Annotated in this window: 16 protein-coding genes and 1 CRISPR repeat array (1 of these 17 running past the window's edge); all 16 genes read left to right on the top strand. The window is 49.9% G+C overall.

Translation table 11 applies throughout. The features are described 5' to 3' along the window. Positions 1–61: 61 nt before the first annotated feature. The 16 genes from BA6348_RS25075 (at position 62) to cas2 (ending at position 14073) form a co-directional block, all read left to right on the top strand. A complete protein-coding gene (locus tag BA6348_RS25075) occupies positions 62–1558 on the top strand; it encodes an aldehyde dehydrogenase family protein (protein WP_081494726.1) in 1497 nt (498 codons plus the stop codon). Positions 1559–1574: 16 nt separating this feature from the next. Continuing rightward, positions 1575–1853 carry a BMC domain-containing protein gene (locus BA6348_RS25070; RefSeq protein WP_005829009.1) on the top strand — a complete coding sequence of 93 codons (279 nt, stop codon included), beginning with the start codon at positions 1575–1577 and terminating at the stop codon, positions 1851–1853. Between the two features lie 40 nt (positions 1854–1893). Then, the gene (locus tag BA6348_RS25065; RefSeq protein ID WP_122953008.1) at positions 1894–2169 is read left to right on the top strand and encodes a EutN/CcmL family microcompartment protein; all 276 of its coding nucleotides are present in this window, start codon (positions 1894–1896) and stop codon (positions 2167–2169) included. Continuing rightward, positions 2169–2468 carry a BMC domain-containing protein gene (locus BA6348_RS25060; protein WP_005829005.1) on the top strand — a complete coding sequence of 100 codons (300 nt, stop codon included), beginning with the start codon at positions 2169–2171 and terminating at the stop codon, positions 2466–2468. The genes BA6348_RS25065 and BA6348_RS25060 overlap by 1 nt, the downstream gene beginning before the upstream one ends. A gap of 49 nt (positions 2469–2517) precedes the next feature. Continuing rightward, positions 2518–2811: an ethanolamine utilization microcompartment protein EutM gene (gene eutM / locus BA6348_RS25055; protein ID WP_007786265.1), complete on the top strand. Its 294-nt coding sequence runs from the start codon at positions 2518–2520 to the stop codon at positions 2809–2811. A 30-nt stretch (positions 2812–2841) separates the two neighbouring features. Next, the gene (locus tag BA6348_RS25050) at positions 2842–3495 is read left to right on the top strand and encodes a phosphate propanoyltransferase (RefSeq protein ID WP_005829001.1); all 654 of its coding nucleotides are present in this window, start codon (positions 2842–2844) and stop codon (positions 3493–3495) included. Further along, positions 3492–4124 (top strand): hypothetical protein, encoded by a 633-nt coding sequence (locus BA6348_RS25045; RefSeq protein ID WP_005828997.1) that lies wholly within the window; start codon positions 3492–3494, stop codon positions 4122–4124. Before BA6348_RS25050 ends, BA6348_RS25045 begins: the two co-directional genes overlap by 4 nt. Positions 4125–4134: 10 nt before the next feature. After that, positions 4135–4542 carry a BMC domain-containing protein gene (locus BA6348_RS25040; protein ID WP_242507411.1) on the top strand — a complete coding sequence of 136 codons (408 nt, stop codon included), beginning with the start codon at positions 4135–4137 and terminating at the stop codon, positions 4540–4542. A gap of 38 nt (positions 4543–4580) precedes the next feature. Further along, positions 4581–5525, top strand: coding sequence for a malate dehydrogenase (mdh, locus tag BA6348_RS25035; RefSeq protein ID WP_122953010.1), 945 nt, complete (start codon positions 4581–4583; stop codon positions 5523–5525). Positions 5526–5962: 437 nt separating this feature from the next. Next, positions 5963–8386, top strand: a complete 2424-nt coding sequence (gene cas3, locus BA6348_RS25030) for a CRISPR-associated helicase Cas3' (protein ID WP_122953011.1) — start codon at positions 5963–5965, stop codon at positions 8384–8386. Positions 8387–8590: 204 nt separating this feature from the next. After that, positions 8591–9310, top strand: a complete 720-nt coding sequence (gene cas5c, locus BA6348_RS25025) for a type I-C CRISPR-associated protein Cas5c (RefSeq protein WP_122953012.1) — start codon at positions 8591–8593, stop codon at positions 9308–9310. Next, complete coding sequence (cas8c, locus tag BA6348_RS25020; protein WP_122953013.1) at positions 9307–11220, top strand: type I-C CRISPR-associated protein Cas8c/Csd1; 1914 nt, start codon at positions 9307–9309, stop codon at positions 11218–11220. The genes cas5c and cas8c overlap by 4 nt, the downstream gene beginning before the upstream one ends. Positions 11221–11235: 15 nt before the next feature. After that, the gene (gene cas7c / locus BA6348_RS25015; RefSeq protein ID WP_005835706.1) at positions 11236–12096 is read left to right on the top strand and encodes a type I-C CRISPR-associated protein Cas7/Csd2; all 861 of its coding nucleotides are present in this window, start codon (positions 11236–11238) and stop codon (positions 12094–12096) included. Beyond that, complete coding sequence (gene cas4, locus BA6348_RS25010) at positions 12086–12745, top strand: CRISPR-associated protein Cas4 (protein WP_005835707.1); 660 nt, start codon at positions 12086–12088, stop codon at positions 12743–12745. Before cas7c ends, cas4 begins: the two co-directional genes overlap by 11 nt. Then, positions 12742–13773, top strand: coding sequence for a type I-C CRISPR-associated endonuclease Cas1c (gene cas1c / locus BA6348_RS25005; RefSeq protein ID WP_122953014.1), 1032 nt, complete (start codon positions 12742–12744; stop codon positions 13771–13773). The genes cas4 and cas1c overlap by 4 nt, the downstream gene beginning before the upstream one ends. A 9-nt stretch (positions 13774–13782) precedes the next feature. Next, entirely contained in the window at positions 13783–14073 is a 291-nt protein-coding gene (cas2, locus tag BA6348_RS25000) for a CRISPR-associated endonuclease Cas2 (RefSeq protein ID WP_005835709.1), read from the top strand. Positions 14074–14241: 168 nt separating this feature from the next. Beyond that, a CRISPR array of direct repeats spans positions 14242–16392; the repeat unit is 32 nt; unit sequence GTCGCATCCTACGCGGATGCGTGGATTGAAAT (it continues 2609 nt past the right edge of the window).

Genomic DNA, 16392 nt, shown 5'->3' with positions numbered 1-16392 from the left:
TGGAAAGAAGGGAGGGTTTCCTATTCGCGCATTTGATCGTGATTTGGCGTCGATACAAGAGATGCGGGAAGCGGTGAGCCGGGCAAAGGAAGCGCACGCCAGGTTTCGCGCGTTTTCCCAGGAACAGGTTGATCGCATTGTGAAAAGCATTGCGGAGGCCGCCTACAAAGAAGCCGCGTCTTTGGCCCGGCTCGCGGTGGAAGAAACGGGAATAGGCGTTGTCGAGCATAAAAAGCTCAAAAACGAGTTAGGCTCCATGGGCGTGTACGAATCGATCAAGGATGAGAAGACGGTGGGAATCATCCGCAAAAACAGCAAAGACAAAATCGTGGAAATCGCCTATCCGTTTGGCGTCATTGCCGCGATTTGCCCGACGACCAATCCTACCTCGACCGCGATTTTTAAAACGTTGATTGCCTTAAAAGCGCAAAACGCAATCGTGGCGAGTCCCCATCCTTCAGCGGTAACGTGTACGATTGCCGCGTTGAAAATTTGTCATGACGCGGCTGTCGAGGCCGGCGCCCCGGAAGGGCTGATCGGCTGGATTCCCCAGCCATCGATTGAAACGACGCTCCAACTGATGAAGCATCGGGATGTCAGTCTGATTTTGGCAACAGGGGGAGGGGCGTTGGTCAAGGCCGCCTATAGCTCCGGTAAGCCGGCATACGGGGTAGGACCGGGAAACGGCCCCGTCTACCTGGAGAAGACGGCGAATGTGAAGCAGGCAGTCAAGCTGATTGTCGATTCCAAAACATTCGATAACGGCACGCTCTGCTCGTCGGAACAAGCCATGGTCGTTCATCGGAACATCAAGGAAATGACGATCCGGGAGCTTTTGCACAACGGCGGGTATATGTTGAACCCGGCAGAAAAAGCGAGGGTGGAGAGCGTCATTTCGCCGACAAAGGGGAAGCTGAATCCGGCGATTGTAGGGCGCTCCGCGGACGCGATCGCGGAAATGGCCGGTATTCACGTGCCGGCGGGAACCCGGCTGCTGGTCGCAGAGGAAGATCGGGTCGGAAAGGATGTTCCCTTTTCGATTGAGAAGCTCGCCCCGATCTTGCCTCTCTATACGGCAAACAGCGAGGAAGAAGCGAAGCAGATTTGCATCCAACTGTTGAATCTGGGCGGGCGGGGCCACAGTTGTTCGATCCACACAAGCGATGAAGAGGCCAGTTACCGGTTTGGGCTGGATATGCCCGTGTCCCGTATTTTGGTGAACACGCTCGCTTCCATCGGGGCGGCAGGGGCGACGACTGGTTTGCGCCCGTCGCTGACCTTGGGATGCGGATCGTACGGCGGAAATATTTCCTCCGACAACATTACGGCTCATCATTTGTACAACATCAAACGAATTGCGCACGGAATCAGAGAGGTTGCCATCCCCGTGCCACAGCAAGCGCATAGGGGACGCACGGAGCAAGCCGACAGTAACGATGTGGAAAAGCTGGTGCGCCAGGTGCTCAAGGAAGTCGAAAAGACGGCTCATTCCTGGAATCCTGCTGACGTTTCCAAAATCGTAGAAAACATGGTCGGCCAAATCTTGACCAAACAATGAACAGGGGGAGTAGCACATGGCTGGAGCGATTAATGGCGCGCTCGGAATGATCGAAACGAGAGGATTGGTAGCTTCCCTGGAAGCGGCAGATGCGATGGTAAAGGCAGCGAGCGTTACTCTGGTAGGAAAAGTCCATGTCGGTGGCGGCATTGTCACGGTTTTGGTCACGGGCGACGTCGGTGCTGTCAAGGCGGCGACAGAAGCAGGCAGCGCAGCCGCCCAACGCGTAGGCGAGCTGCTTTCCGCCCATGTCATTCCGCGCCCCCACAATGAACTGGAAATCATTTTGCCATAGGAAATCGCGCGTTCGCAAAAACATCCGGGAGGGCATGTGAATGCTGGTTGGCAAAGTGATTGGGAGCGTTTGGGCGACGCGTAAAGAAGACGGGTTGACAGGATTGAAGCTTCTGATCGTGCAACCAGGATTAACAGAAACGGATCGGCCAGGTCAGCCAGCTTTTGTTGCCGTTGATCGAATCGGGGCAGGGGTCGGCGATCACGTCATGGTGACGACGGGAAGTTCTGCCGCTTCTATCCTGGAAGGGAAGCGACTGCCGATTGATGCGTTGATTATCGGCATTATTGATTCGGTCGATACAGGAAGTGGGTAATGCACGTGACCAAATCATTGGGGATGATTGAAACGCGGGGGCTGGCGACCTCGGTTGCAGTCGTGGATGCCATGCTGAAGGCGGCGGATGTTCGGCTGGTCAATCAGGAAACAGTCGATATGGCGCTGGTGACGGTTTTCATCGAAGGAGACAGCAGCGCCGTCCGCATCGCAGTCGAATCTGGCGCACAGGTGGCGAAACAAACGGGAGCGTTGATCGCGTGTGCTGTCGTTCCCCGTCCGGATAGCGGCACAAGGAAGCTGGCGGAGACACAAGTGAAAAATTGGCGGATGTCCTGATGGCAAGTGCGGCGTCAGGACATGCAAAAATGGCAGGGAGGAATAGCAGATGGCAATGGAGCTGACTGCTTTAGGAATGATTGAAACTAGGGGACTGGTCGCTTCGGTCGAGGCGGCGGATGCGATGGTCAAGGCGGCAAATGTGCATCTGGTGGGCAAAGTTCACGTCGGAGGCGGCATTGTCACGGTGTTGGTTCGCGGTGACGTGGGAGCGGTCAAGGCGGCGACAGATGCCGGAGCAGCCGCCGCCCAGCGCGTAGGGGAGCTGCTTTCCGTACACGTCATCCCGCGCCCGCATGCGGAAATCGAAAGCATTTTGCCGCAAATAAAACCGCAGCTTTAATCCGCGGTTTTTCAAGTGAGGGATGACAAAATGAATGAAAACGTGATCCAATCCATCGTGGAAGAAGTGGTCAGCCAGTTTTCGAAACAGCCGCCAGCGGAAAAAGGGATTCCGCTTGCCGTTTCTGCGCGGCATTGTCATTTGAGCAGACGCGATCTGGAAGCGCTGTTTGGAAGCGGGTATGAATTAACCCCGATAAAAGCGCTCTCCCAGCCAGGGCAATTTGCCGCTCAGGAAACCGTCATGATTGCCGGGCCAAGGGGAGGCATCGAAAACGTGCGGGTGCTTGGTCCGGCAAGAAACTTGACGCAGGTGGAAGTCAGCAAAACCGATTCCATCAAATTGGGCTTGCAGCCTCCCCTGCGGAAGTCAGGCGATATTAAAGGGTCTTCTCCGGTTACGATCATCGGCCCAAAAGGAAGTATTTATTTGCAGGAGGGACTGATTATCGCACAAGCCCATGTGCACATGAGCCCGGCGGATGCGGCTGCTTTTCATGTGAGTGACGGGGAATACGTGCGCATAACAGTGGAGAGTGGACGCGCGCTTTCTTTTGAAAATGTGCTGATCCGCGTTTCGCCTGACTATCGGCTGGAGATGCATCTGGATACCGATGAGGCAAACGCCGGTTTCATCGCAACCGGAGCAACGGGAAAATTGATAAAGTACGCGGGTCTAGCATGATAAACTATGCCACAATCGAAGCGATCGTCAGAGAGATTTTGCGCAAATGGGAGCCGGAGTCTGCCAATAGACCAGATCTTCTCGTGCTGAATGCTTCCGCTGACGGCAGGCTGGACCAACTGGAAAAGCACTGGAATCTCATCAAACTGCCGTTGACGCCGACCCCGATTCCGGAAAATGTGCGCGATGCGGTCTTCCTGGATGCAACACAAGATTTGCTTGTCAAAGGCGCATTGGGCATTGCCGATACGCCGGAGAGCCAAATGTTGTCGACACTCCTTTTACGAGGCTTGCGCATCACGCTCATCCCGTCCGCTGAGTTGGAATGGATGCTGGATGTTTCCGCGGACAAGGCCGCGAATCCAGCGTATGCCCATCACCTTGGCAGCTATAAAAAGACGCTGGAGGGCTTTGGGGTGCGAATCGCTCCATTGGCTGCTCTCGCCGCGAGCGCCTCCCGCGAGCGGATCACTTTTCGGGGAAAACTGTTGACGCAAAGAGATATCGAGCAGATCAAGGAAGAAAAAATCTGGATTCGCAAAACGACGATTGTCACGCCGTTGGCCCGTGATGCCGCACGCGAAAAAGGAAAGAGCATCTGTGTGATCGATGGAACTGACGAAAAATGAGGTGAAAAGCTTGGCCAAGGCATTGGGAATGATTGAGACACGGGGACTGATCGGTTCGGTCGAAGCGGCGGATGCCATGCTGAAAGCCGCAGATGTCCGTTTGGTGAAACAGGAGAAAGCAGATGCGGCGCTGGTCACGATCTATGTGGAAGGCGATGTCGGCGCTGTGCAGGCAGCCGTCGAATCCGGGCGGGAGGCAGCAGCGCGAGTAGGGGAACTGATCGCCTCCCATGTGATTCCGCACCCGGATGACGGAATAAAAAAACTTTTGCAAACGGAAGAAAGCAAGACAAGCGCGAAACCGTCGGGCAATCCGGCCAAAGGGGAAGCCAGGGAGAAAGCCGCAGGAAAAAAGGCAACGGGCAACCAGCAAGCGGTAAAGGAGCAGGAAGAGCCGCCGCCGGAGTCGGGGGCATAAACCATTTCCGGCCAGAGCGGTAAGCGGGAGGAAACGGCATGGCTTTTACACGCAGAAAAATAGCGGTCATCGGGGCAGGCTTTACCGGCGCGACGACTGCTCTGATGCTGGCGCAAAAGGAGCTTGGCGATATCGTATTGGTGGATATCCCCTCCATGGAAAAGGCGACAAAAGGAAAAGCGCTTGATATGCTGCAAGCAAGTCCGGTGCAGGCGCTCAATGTCCGTATAACAGGCACCTCTGATTATGAAGAGATACGCGGCTGCGATCTGGTCATCATCACAGCCGGAATTGCCAGAAAGCCCGGCATGACAAGAGACGATTTGGTCGCGACAAACGCGGGGATCATCCGCGACGTATCCGAAAAAATCGCCCGTTATGCAGCGGATAGTTACGTCATTGTGTTGAGCAACCCGGTGGATGCCATGACGTACGTCTGCTATCAGACGACCGGTTTTCCGAAAAATCGCGTGCTCGGCCAGTCGGGAGTTTTGGATACGGCGCGCTTCCAGACGTTTGTGGCCCAGGAGCTGAACGTATCGGTTGAAGACATTTCCGCATTTGTCCTCGGGGGACACGGGGATGAGATGGTTCCGCTGATCCAGTATTCCTCGGCAGGCGGCATTCCGCTGGACAAAATCATCCCTGCCGACCGGCTGGAGGCCATCGTCGAGCGCACGCGAAAAGGCGGAGGCGAAATCGTCGAACTGCTTGGAACCGGAAGCGCCTACTACGCCCCTGCGGCTTCCGTCGTGCAAATGGCAGAAGCGATCCTCAAGGACAAAAAACGCATCCTGCCATCCATCGCCTACCTGGAAGGCGAATACGGCTATCGGGACATGTATTTGGGCGTGCCGACCATTCTCGGCGGCAATGGCGTCGAATGCGTGATCGAGTTGCCGCTTTCTGCCACAGAAAAAGCGGCTTTGGATCGCTCGGCCCGGTCGGTGAAACGGACGCTGGGCATGCTGGCGGGGGTGTGAAATAGAAGAAGCTTTGCTCAAGGCGTTGTCCTTATTTTTTAGGGCGGCGTCTTTTTTGTATTAATAAGTATTGATAAGATTCTTATCCAGTATAAGTTATCATGAACGAGGACAGCCTCTGTACGTAACTTCGTAGGTTACTCTGGCTACACGAAAGACGTGTGTACTACACCTATAGAGCGCTGTCGTCGCGGTCTGCCTTTTCTTTGCCGGCCTCAAATGGCTGCAGCTATCTTTTGAATGAAGTTTTGCTATAAAAATACATCCCGTCGACTAGACAGATAAGCGGCCTTGGTCCTGAAATGCATAGATCAAGCGTTATACACTATTTACCAAAAGTGTTATATGATTAATTTTGACATCGTTCTACAAAAAACTAGGTACAGGATGCGTTTCGGTATGGATAATCGCTGAATGATGAAGAGGAGGCGGTAATCATGAAATTCATCGCGCATATTCGTGAAAGCGACAAACAGATACAAAGTGTCGCGGAGCATTTGCTGGGAGTAAAAGCATTGGCGGAATCGATCGGCGAGAAGATAGGCGTCAAGCATATCGCAGGTCTGGCGGGTATGCTCCATGACATGGGAAAGTACACCGAGGAGTTTAAAGACTACATCATAAAAGCTGTGGAAAATCCAGGAGAACCGCCGAAAAGAGGGAGTGTCGATCATTCGACTGCGGGGGGCAGACTATTATACCAGAAATTTCATACCGGGAATCCTTCCAGGGGAAGCTGGATTTTAGCTGAGGTTGTCGGAAATGCGATCATTTCGCACCACTCCTACCTCCATGACTTTTTAAATAAGGATTTGGAATCTCCCTACTTGCATCGTGTCCGGGATAAACCGTTGAAGGAATACGACAAGTCGATCCAGCGTTTTTTTGACGAAGTAATCAGCGAGCAAGCATTTCATCAATATGTGTTACGTGCAATCGATGAACTGGAAGCTTATCTTGGCAAGCCTTCTGTAGAGAATAGCGAAAGCAAATTGATGTTTCTGACCAAGTTTGTGTTTAGTGCATTAATTGATGCAGATCGTACGAACACCAGGTTGTTTGAGGAAAACAAGCACGAGGAATCCAGTCCACGTCGCCAAGACCTGTTTCATACATACTATGAGAGGCTGATGAAAAAGCTTCATTCTTACCAAGAGAAGGAAGAGGCAAAAACACGGATCAACGAACTGAGAAAGGAATTGTCAGACCAGTGCGACAAGTTTGCGGAGAAGCCGTCTGGTATCTATACGCTGTCCATTCCGACTGGTGGCGGAAAGACTTTGGCGAGTTTGCGGTATGCGCTCAAGCATGCCATTCGAGAAAACAAAAAGCACATTATTTATGTAGTACCGTTTACAACGATTATCGAACAGAACGCAGAGGAAGTCCGTAAAATCCTTATGGACGACGAACATATTCTGGAGCACCATTCCAACGTCATAGACGACATGAGCGATGACGATGAGGCCCAGGATGGCATGATTAATGCACGGCAAAAATTGAAGCTGGCCAAGGATAACTGGGATTCACCCATTATTTTTACAACGATGGTTCAGTTTCTGAATGTGTTCTATGCCAGGGGAAGCAGAAATATACGAAGGCTTCACAACTTATGCGAGTCGGTCATTATTTTTGACGAGGTACAGAAAATTCCGGTTTCATGTGTATCGTTGTTTAATCATGCGCTGAACTTTTTGAAATCGCATGGTCATTCCAGCCTTATTCTTTGCACGGCTACCCAGCCGGCCCTTGATTTTGTAGAGCGCCGGTTGGAAATCAGTGCTGACTCTGAAATGATTCAAAACGTGGATCACGTCATTGAAGCTTTCAAACGGGTGGAAATTGTCGATAAAGCTACGGATGAAACTTTTGACACGAACAAGCTGGCTGATTTTATTACCGAGAAAACGGAAGAAGTCCAAAGTATTCTGGTTGTCTTAAACACAAAAACGGTTGTTAAGAGATTGTATCGGCGAGTGGAGACGCTCGATATTCCGCTCTACCACCTGAGTACGTCGATGTGTGCGGCGCATCGAAACCACATCCTTGGGCAAGTGCGGGATCATTTGCAGCGTGAGGAAAAAGTGATATGCATTAGTACGCAGTTAATTGAAGCGGGTGTGGATGTCAGTTTTGATTGTGTGATTCGCTCGTTGGCCGGACTGGATTCGATCGCGCAGGCTGCCGGCAGATGCAATCGCCACGGGGAGAAGGAAATACAGCAAGTGTATGTCATCGATCATGCAGAGGAGAATTTGAATCATTTGCAGGAAATCAAGGCAGGCAAAAACCTGGCGAAACGAATGCTTCTCGACCTCAAAGCAGATCCCAGCCTGCATGGCGGCAATCTCTTGTCCGTTCAGGCGATGGACAAGTATTTTCAAGAGTTTTATACGGAGTTTGCTTCCCGTTTAGATTATTTTATTCGCGGGCTGGAGAAGCACATGACAGAGTTGTTGATGGCAAACAGGAACAACAGCTCCTATAACCTCGCGTACACACAATCCAAAAGGGAGAGTTTGCCGCTATTTATCGTGAACAGCTACAGGACGGCAGCCGATTTCTTTCAGGTGATCGATGACCAGACAACAACCGTTCTTGTTCCGTACGGAGAGGAAGGAAAAGAGATGATTGCACGACTAAATGGCGATGAAACTATTGAGAACCTGTCCAGGCTGCTGCGAAGGGCACAACAGTATACGATCAGCCTGTTTTCGTATGAACGAGAGCAACTGGTCAAGAATGATGGGCTAGTAAGCTTGCTGGATGGAAAAATACTGGCGTTGAAAGAATCAGCCTACAGCGGGGAGTATGGCTTGGATGTTGAGAATGACAGCCGGTTTGAAATGAGTATGTTTTGAATGGGAGTAGAACCTATCTGCCTGTAGAGATAGGTTCTCGTATCATAAAATATATATTTCAATCCACGCCTTTGGGCGACAACATATTATAACATAAAGAAAATGGGATATTAAACGTTCATATAATTTATTATACTATTGACTGTGTAGTAATAAATTGGTATTATTGGACTATCAAGTCAGGACAAGAAAGGAGGTGATGCTATGCGAAACGCTATAGAATTTGAAGTATTTGGGCCTTATGCGCTATTTACAGACCCGTTAACAAAACTTGGCGGAGAAAAGCTGTCCTACCAAGTGCCTACCTACCAGGCCCTAAAGGGCGTAGTCGAGTCCATTTACTGGAAGCCTACTTTGGTGATGATTGTAGATGAAGTGCGGATTATGAACCCGATTCGCATGGAGTCCAAAGGCGTTCGTCCGATTGAATACGGCGGAGGGAACACGCTTGCCAACTATACGTATTTGCGAGATGTGCGCTACCAGGTGCGGGCCCATTTCGAGTTCAATCTGAACCGCCCGGAACTGGAGTATGATCGCAACGAGCATAAGCATCACAATATTTTGAAACGCTCGCTTCGGGCTGGAGGGCGAAGGGACATCTTCCTTGGCACGCGGGAATGTCAGGCATATGTCGAGCCATGCGTGTTTGGCGAGGGAGAAGGATTCTATGACAACTACGGAGAGATTCATCTGGGAACGATGGTGCATGGCATCAATTATCCGGACGAAACCGGACGGAATCAGATGGAAGTTCGCCTATGGAATCCTGTCATGAAGAACGGGTTTATCCGCTTTTCTCGACCAGAGGAGTGTACGCAAATCCGGACGGTTGCCAGCATGAAGCCAAAGCATTTCGACTCTGCTAACCTACTCTCCGTGGATGATCTGTTTGCCGAACTGGAAGAGGTGGATAATCGATGAGCTGGCTTTTGAATTTGTACGAGACATACGAAGCGAATCTGAATGTTGTCGGCAAGGTCGAGAGAAAGTATAACGACCAGGAGTACATGCTGCTGCCCGTTTCGCATACGACACAAAACGCCCATATCGAAGTGGACATAACGGAAGACGGACACTTTCATTCAGCGACAGTCGTTGAGAAAAGCGATGCGAGTACAGTGATCCCGTGTACAGAAGATTCTGCCAGTCGATCAGGTACAAAGATCGCTCCTTATCCCTTGCATGACAAATTAAGCTACGTAGCGGGAGATTACAGAGCCTATGGTGGAGAAATCAAAAAGGAAGAGGCTTTTCCGCACTATATCAAGCAATTGGAAGAGTGGGCAAGCTCTCCATACGCTGTCGACAAAGTGAAAAGCATCTACCACTACCTACGCAAAGGGCGGTTGATTCAAGATTTAGTCGAGCATGGAATTTTATATGTAGACGAAGATCAGCGACTGCTTAGCAAATGGGATAAAAATGCCGAAGCGCGATACGGAGCGAAGCCACCGATTTTTTCGGTAGTGGCTGGCGAGCAAACAAGCGCATTTGTCAGATTTAACGTCTACTCGCCCACGAAGGTACTGACGAAGGTGTGGAACGATCAGCAGGTATACGATTCTTTCATTCAATTTTACAGCAGCAAGCTAGGTGGCGAAGATTTCTGCTATGTAACGGGTAAGAAGCTGCCTGCAACAGACAAGCATGCCAACAAAATCAGGAATGCAGCAGACAAAGCCAAGCTGATCTCGGCGAATGATAACAGCGGCTTTACATTCAGAGGGCGGTTTACGCAAAGCAATGAGGCGGCAAGCATCAGCTACGAGGTATCCCAGAAAGCGCATAATGCTCTGAAGTGGCTAATCAATCGCCAAGGGAAAATGATCGATCAAAGAGTGTTTCTTATCTGGAGCAATCGTGAACTGGATATTCCCGATATTACTGAGGATTTATTTTCGATTGATTCTACTTCTTCGGACTCTATCAAAGACAAAATTGCATATACCAATAAAGAATTGGCTGTAGAGGTAGCGAAAGCATTAGAAGGATATCGCAACAAATTGGCAGGTTTGCCCGACAGAAAAGAAAATGTAAATATTTTGGTTCTCGATTCGGCAACAACGGGGCGCATGGCGGTGTTGTATTACCGTAATATGGATAAAGAGCAGTATTTGGACAAGCTGGTGAACTGGCATTCGACTTGCACATGGTTGCATAAATACCGCAAAAATGACAACGGAGACTTTGTGCAGTTTATTGGAGCACCTGACTGGAAGGATATTGCATTTGCCGCATACGGACCACGGGCAAGCAAGGAAGTGGTCAAAGGTGTCAAGGAGCGAATGTTGCCTTGTGTGCTGGATGGCCGAAACATTCCATTGGATATCATAATGAGCTCCTGCCGGCGTGCAGCCAATCCCGTTTCCATGGAAAAATGGGAGTGGGAGAAGACGTTGAGCATCGCGTGTGCCCTGGTTAACAAACAGGAAGAACAGGAGGGATTAAGAGTGGCGTTGGATGAAAGCATCAATGACCGGGATTATTTGTTTGGTCGTCTGTTGGCCGTGGCTGATGTTTTGGAACGACGAGCGTTGGGGGCTGACGACCGCGCCAGCAATGCGGTTCGCTATATGAATGAGTTTGCAAGGCATCCCGAGCGAACCTGGCGGACGATTCAGGCGTGCTTGCAGCCTTATCAGGCAAGGCTGGGCAGACAAGCGTTCTATTTCAACCGTCTGATTGACGAAATAGGATCGCGTATTCCCATTGAACAATTCAATAACAAACCATTGTCCGGCAAATTTTTGCTCGGATTCTACAGTCAAAGGCACGACCTGTATACGAAAAAAAGCACGACCGATACAGAGGAAACGGAAGCAACTCATTAAAAAGGAGAGAATCATATGACAACGCTCGATCATAAAATCGATTTTGCCGTCGTTTTATCGGTGACGAAAGCCAATCCGAACGGGGACCCGCTGAATGGCAATCGGCCACGGCAAAACTATGATGGCCATGGAGAAATTTCTGATGTCGCATTGAAACGGAAGATTCGAAATCGTCTGCAAGATATGGGCGAATCCATATTTGTACAGTCCAATGATCGCAAATCAGATTCTTATGGAAGCCTTCGAGAGCGGGCAGATGCGAATGCCGAGCTGGAGAAGGTATTAAAGTCCAAAAACGTATCCAGCGATGAGTTTGCCAGAATTGCTTGCCAGGAATGGATCGATGTTCGAAGCTTTGGTCAAGTATTTGCATTCAAAGCGGAAAAAGGAGCGGGTGTATCTGTCGGCGTAAGAGGGCCTGTTTCCATTCATACGGCGACCAGTTTAGATCCGATTGACATCTCCAGCGTCCAGATTACCAAAAGCGTGAACTCGGAGCCTGGAGCCTCTCGCGGCTCAGATACGATGGGAATGAAGCATCGAGTCGACTCAGGGGTGTATGTCTTTTACGGTAGTATCAATACGCAGCTCGCCGAAAAAACGGGATTTACGAACGAAGACGCCGAGAAAATCAAGAGGGCGTTAGTGACCTTGTTTGAGAACGATGCGTCTTCTGCCCGTCCGGAAGGAAGTATGGAAGTTCACAGGGTGTATTGGTGGGAGCATCCATCCAAGTTGGGCCACTATTCCTCTGCAAAGGTACATCGATCGTTATTGATTGAAAGACTTGTAGAAGAACCCAAGAAATTTGACGACTACATGTTCTCGGTGCAACCATTGGATGGGTTGAAAGTAGAGATTTTGGATGGAATTTAGTGAAGACGATCATTATTTACTTTTGTCCGGCATTCAGCATTTTCAGTTTTGCAAACGGCAGTGGGCATTGATTCACATTGAACAGCAGTGGGAGGAGAATGTCAGAACGATAGAGGGCGTACATCTTCATCGGAAGGCAGATCAACCGTTTGCCAGAGAAAAGCGAGGAGACAAACTGATCGTTCGAGCCATGCCTGTAAAATCGGAAAGCCTCAAGATCACAGGCGTTTGTGATGTGGTAGAGTTTGTGAAAAGCGATAACGGCGTTGAAATCAATGGGGCTTCCGGCAAATACACTGCGTATCCCATTGAATATAAACGCGGAAAGCCGAAAAGCGGAGAAGAGGATGTCGTACAATTAGTTGCCCAAGCCATTTGTTTGGAGGAAATGCTGTTGTGCGACATAGACCTCGGCTATATTTTTTACCATGAGATCAAGCATCGAGTCGAGGTCCCGCTAACGGCTGATTTGAAAGATAAGGTGAAGCTGATTGTGGCTGAAATGCAAGACTACTATCATCGCAGACATACTCCTAGAGTGAAGACGGGGTCCTTCTGTCGAAGTTGTTCCCTTCAAAATATTTGTTTGCCGGAGCTCATGAACAAACGAACCGTAAAAAGTTACGTTGAAGGGAAAATCAACGAATGAAGAAACTGCTAAATACGTTGTTTATTACACAGCCCGATGTGTATTTATCGCTTGATGGCGATAATATTGTTCTCCTCAAGGATCAGGAGAAGTTGGGGAGGCTGCCATTACACAATTTGGAATCGATCATCTCATTTGGCTACACCGGCGCCAGTCCAGCTTTGATGGGATATTGCGCTGAGCGAAACATTTCATTGACATTCTTCACCATGAACGGGCGATTTCTTGCCAGAGTGATTGGGGAAAGCAAGGGGAATGTCGTCCTGAGAAAAAAACAGTATGTGGTGTCAGAGGATGAGGCTCTTTCCGCAAGAATTGCTCGTAATTTTATAGTAGGCAAGATTTACAACCATAAATGGATGATTGAAAGAATGACCAGAGACTATCCTTTGCGGATCGATGTAGACCGATTTAAGGATGCATCCAAGCAGCTATCTTCTTTACTTTTGGACGTGAGGGATTGCGAAAATCTGGAGAGGCTAAGGGGGCTAGAAGGTCAGGCAGCTATTTGCTACAATAGGCTATTTGACTCCATGATTTTACAACAAAAGGAAAGTTTTTACTTTCGTGCACGCTCACGAAGACCGCCGCTGGATAACGTGAATGCGATGCTGTCATTCGCATATTCTCTATTGGCGATTGATATGGCAGCGGCACTGGAAGGTGTTGGATTAGACGCCTATGTTGGTTTTTTGCATCGAGATCGGCCGGGGCGCGCTTCCCTGGCCCTAGATGTGATGGAGGAGCTGCGAGGAGTTTTTGCAGATAGATTTGTGCTGTCGTTAATTAACAAAAAGATTGTGAGCAAGGAAGATTTTTTCCAAAAAGAGAATGGTGCCGTCATTATGGGAGATGAAGCGAGAAAGAAGTTCCTAATGGCATGGCAAAATAAAAAACAGGAGAAAATTACTCATCCATTTCTTGGGGAGAAAATTTCCTGGGGCCTAGTTCCGCACGTACAAGCTTTATTGTTAGCCCGTTTTTTACGTAATGATTTGGATGAGTATCCTCCTTTTTTGTGGAAGTAGGTGAATGGTGTGCTGGTATTGATCACGTATGATGTGAGCACAGTTAGCAGTGCAGGGCAAAAAAGACTTCGCCGCGTCTCGAAAATATGCCAAAATTACGGTCAACGTGTCCAAAATTCCGTGTTTGAATGCATTGTCGATTCCACACAGCTTACTTCATTGAAGCTGGAATTGCTCTCGATCATCGATCTGGATCAGGATAGCCTCCGTATTTATCAATTAGGCAATCATTACAAGAATAAGGTAGAGCATTTGGGTGTGAAAGAATCAATTGATTTAGAGGGGCCATTGATTTTCTAGTGCGAATGTGAAGCGCACACGAATTCCCTGGGGGATTCGCACCCGAAAAACGGGTTAAAATGCCGTTTTTTGTCTGCTTTCTCTAAATTATCTTAACGTATGAATGAATTTGAGCGTATTTTGATTACAAATATGAAAATGAAAGCATATTTGGGGTGAAAATTCGCTGTCGCATCCTACGCGGATGCGTGGATTGAAATCCCGTCCGCCCGTAAAAACAAGAGGTTGGACGTGTGTCGCATCCTACGCGGATGCGTGGATTGAAATACGCCAAGATAGCGTTTGACATACTGGTCAACGTCGCATCCTACGCGGATGCGTGGATTGAAATGGGTGTGTTCGTGTTGATTTTAACCTTATAAGGGTCGCATCCTACGCGGATGCGTGGATTGAAATTATACGGGATGTCCTCGATCAATTCTTCGTTGACACGTCGCATCCTACGCGGATGCGTGGATTGAAATGTCTTTGCGTCAAAACAAAAACACCTCCGTGACCACGTCGCATCCTACGCGGATGCGTGGATTGAAATCGCCAGCAGTTGCTTCGCGCGCTGCTCGACTTGGGTCGCATCCTACGCGGATGCGTGGATTGAAATATCGTTGATTAGCTGCACGTTCACTGTCCCGCCAGTCGCATCCTACGCGGATGCGTGGATTGAAATAGATGCAGACCCCTCAACCGGCAGCGTGTTTCCTTCGTCGCATCCTACGCGGATGCGTGGATTGAAATTCAATCGTTGTCCGTCGCGGTGCGTAATCGCGAGTCGCATCCTACGCGGATGCGTGGATTGAAATCGCGACCAACACGTCATCCGCTTCGAGTTCGAGCGTCGCATCCTACGCGGATGCGTGGATTGAAATTTGCGCAGTCAACACGCGCTCCCCTTTGTGCAGTCGTCGCATCCTACGCGGATGCGTGGATTGAAATAACGAAGGTGCCGAGGGCGTACGGAAGTTCCAGCGGTCGCATCCTACGCGGATGCGTGGATTGAAATTCTTGACGATTAACGTTTAAACGTAAAGGACGGTGTCGCATCCTACGCGGATGCGTGGATTGAAATGACCCGATTGTCCAGTTGGTGCAGGGCGTGTCGGTCGCATCCTACGCGGATGCGTGGATTGAAATGACGCGAGTCATTAGCGGGCACACCGGGCAGGTCGTCGCATCCTACGCGGATGCGTGGATTGAAATCTCGACATACCGGCAGAGAAGCACGGGAACAAGTGGTCGCATCCTACGCGGATGCGTGGATTGAAATACTTTCGAGGGATACGAAATCCTCGACCGAATTGCGTCGCATCCTACGCGGATGCGTGGATTGAAATGCGAATAACGGACTCAAAGGGTCTGACGCAGGTACGTCGCATCCTACGCGGATGCGTGGATTGAAATCTTAGACTCGATTATGTTACGACGGATTTTTGCAGTCGCATCCTACGCGGATGCGTGGATTGAAATTCCACTGTCTCTACTATCGTAAAAAAAAGACTCTCAGTCGCATCCTACGCGGATGCGTGGATTGAAATATTTCGCTCACTCCTTTGTTTTGTTGACTTTATAAGTCGCATCCTACGCGGATGCGTGGATTGAAATAATGTTAGCTGGGGTAATTGTGCTGGCGGCGGGGAGTCGCATCCTACGCGGATGCGTGGATTGAAATCGCCTGACCAGGCGGCGTCGCCCTTGCAAAAGCTGGTCGCATCCTACGCGGATGCGTGGATTGAAATTATACTTAACCGTTTGTGGCGGGAGTCTTGAGGGGGTCGCATCCTACGCGGATGCGTGGATTGAAATGACAGGCATTGTCTAATTTTGTCGAATTGGCTTTGTCGCATCCTACGCGGATGCGTGGATTGAAATCCGGATAGCCCGTTTCGCACCGCCCCTACGGCGCCGTCGCATCCTACGCGGATGCGTGGATTGAAATCCTACAACGTGACTTAGTAAGTAAAACTGCAAAAGGGTCGCATCCTACGCGGATGCGTGGATTGAAATATTAGGCACGTGATGCGATCCCCCTATAACCATTTGTCGCATCCTACGCGGATGCGTGGATTGAAATAAAAATAAAAAGCCCGCGCTTGGCGGACTTTTTGGTCGCATCCTACGCGGATGCGTGGATTGAAATACGCGGCGGCTGGACGAGATGTTTGGTTGCTGCGCGTCGCATCCTACGCGGATGCGTGGATTGAAATCCCGTCCGCCCGTAAGAACAAGAGGTTGGACGTGTAGTCGCATCCTACGCGGATGCGTGGATTGAAATCCCGACCCCCGGCGGCAGCCTGTGGCTGCCGCAACGTCGCATCCTACGCGGAT

The sequence above is a fragment of the Brevibacillus agri genome (assembly GCF_004117055.1).
Classification (GTDB): domain Bacteria; phylum Bacillota; class Bacilli; order Brevibacillales; family Brevibacillaceae; genus Brevibacillus; species Brevibacillus agri.
Note: the sequence above shows the minus strand (reverse complement) of the source record. Positions and strands in the feature narration are given on the sequence as shown.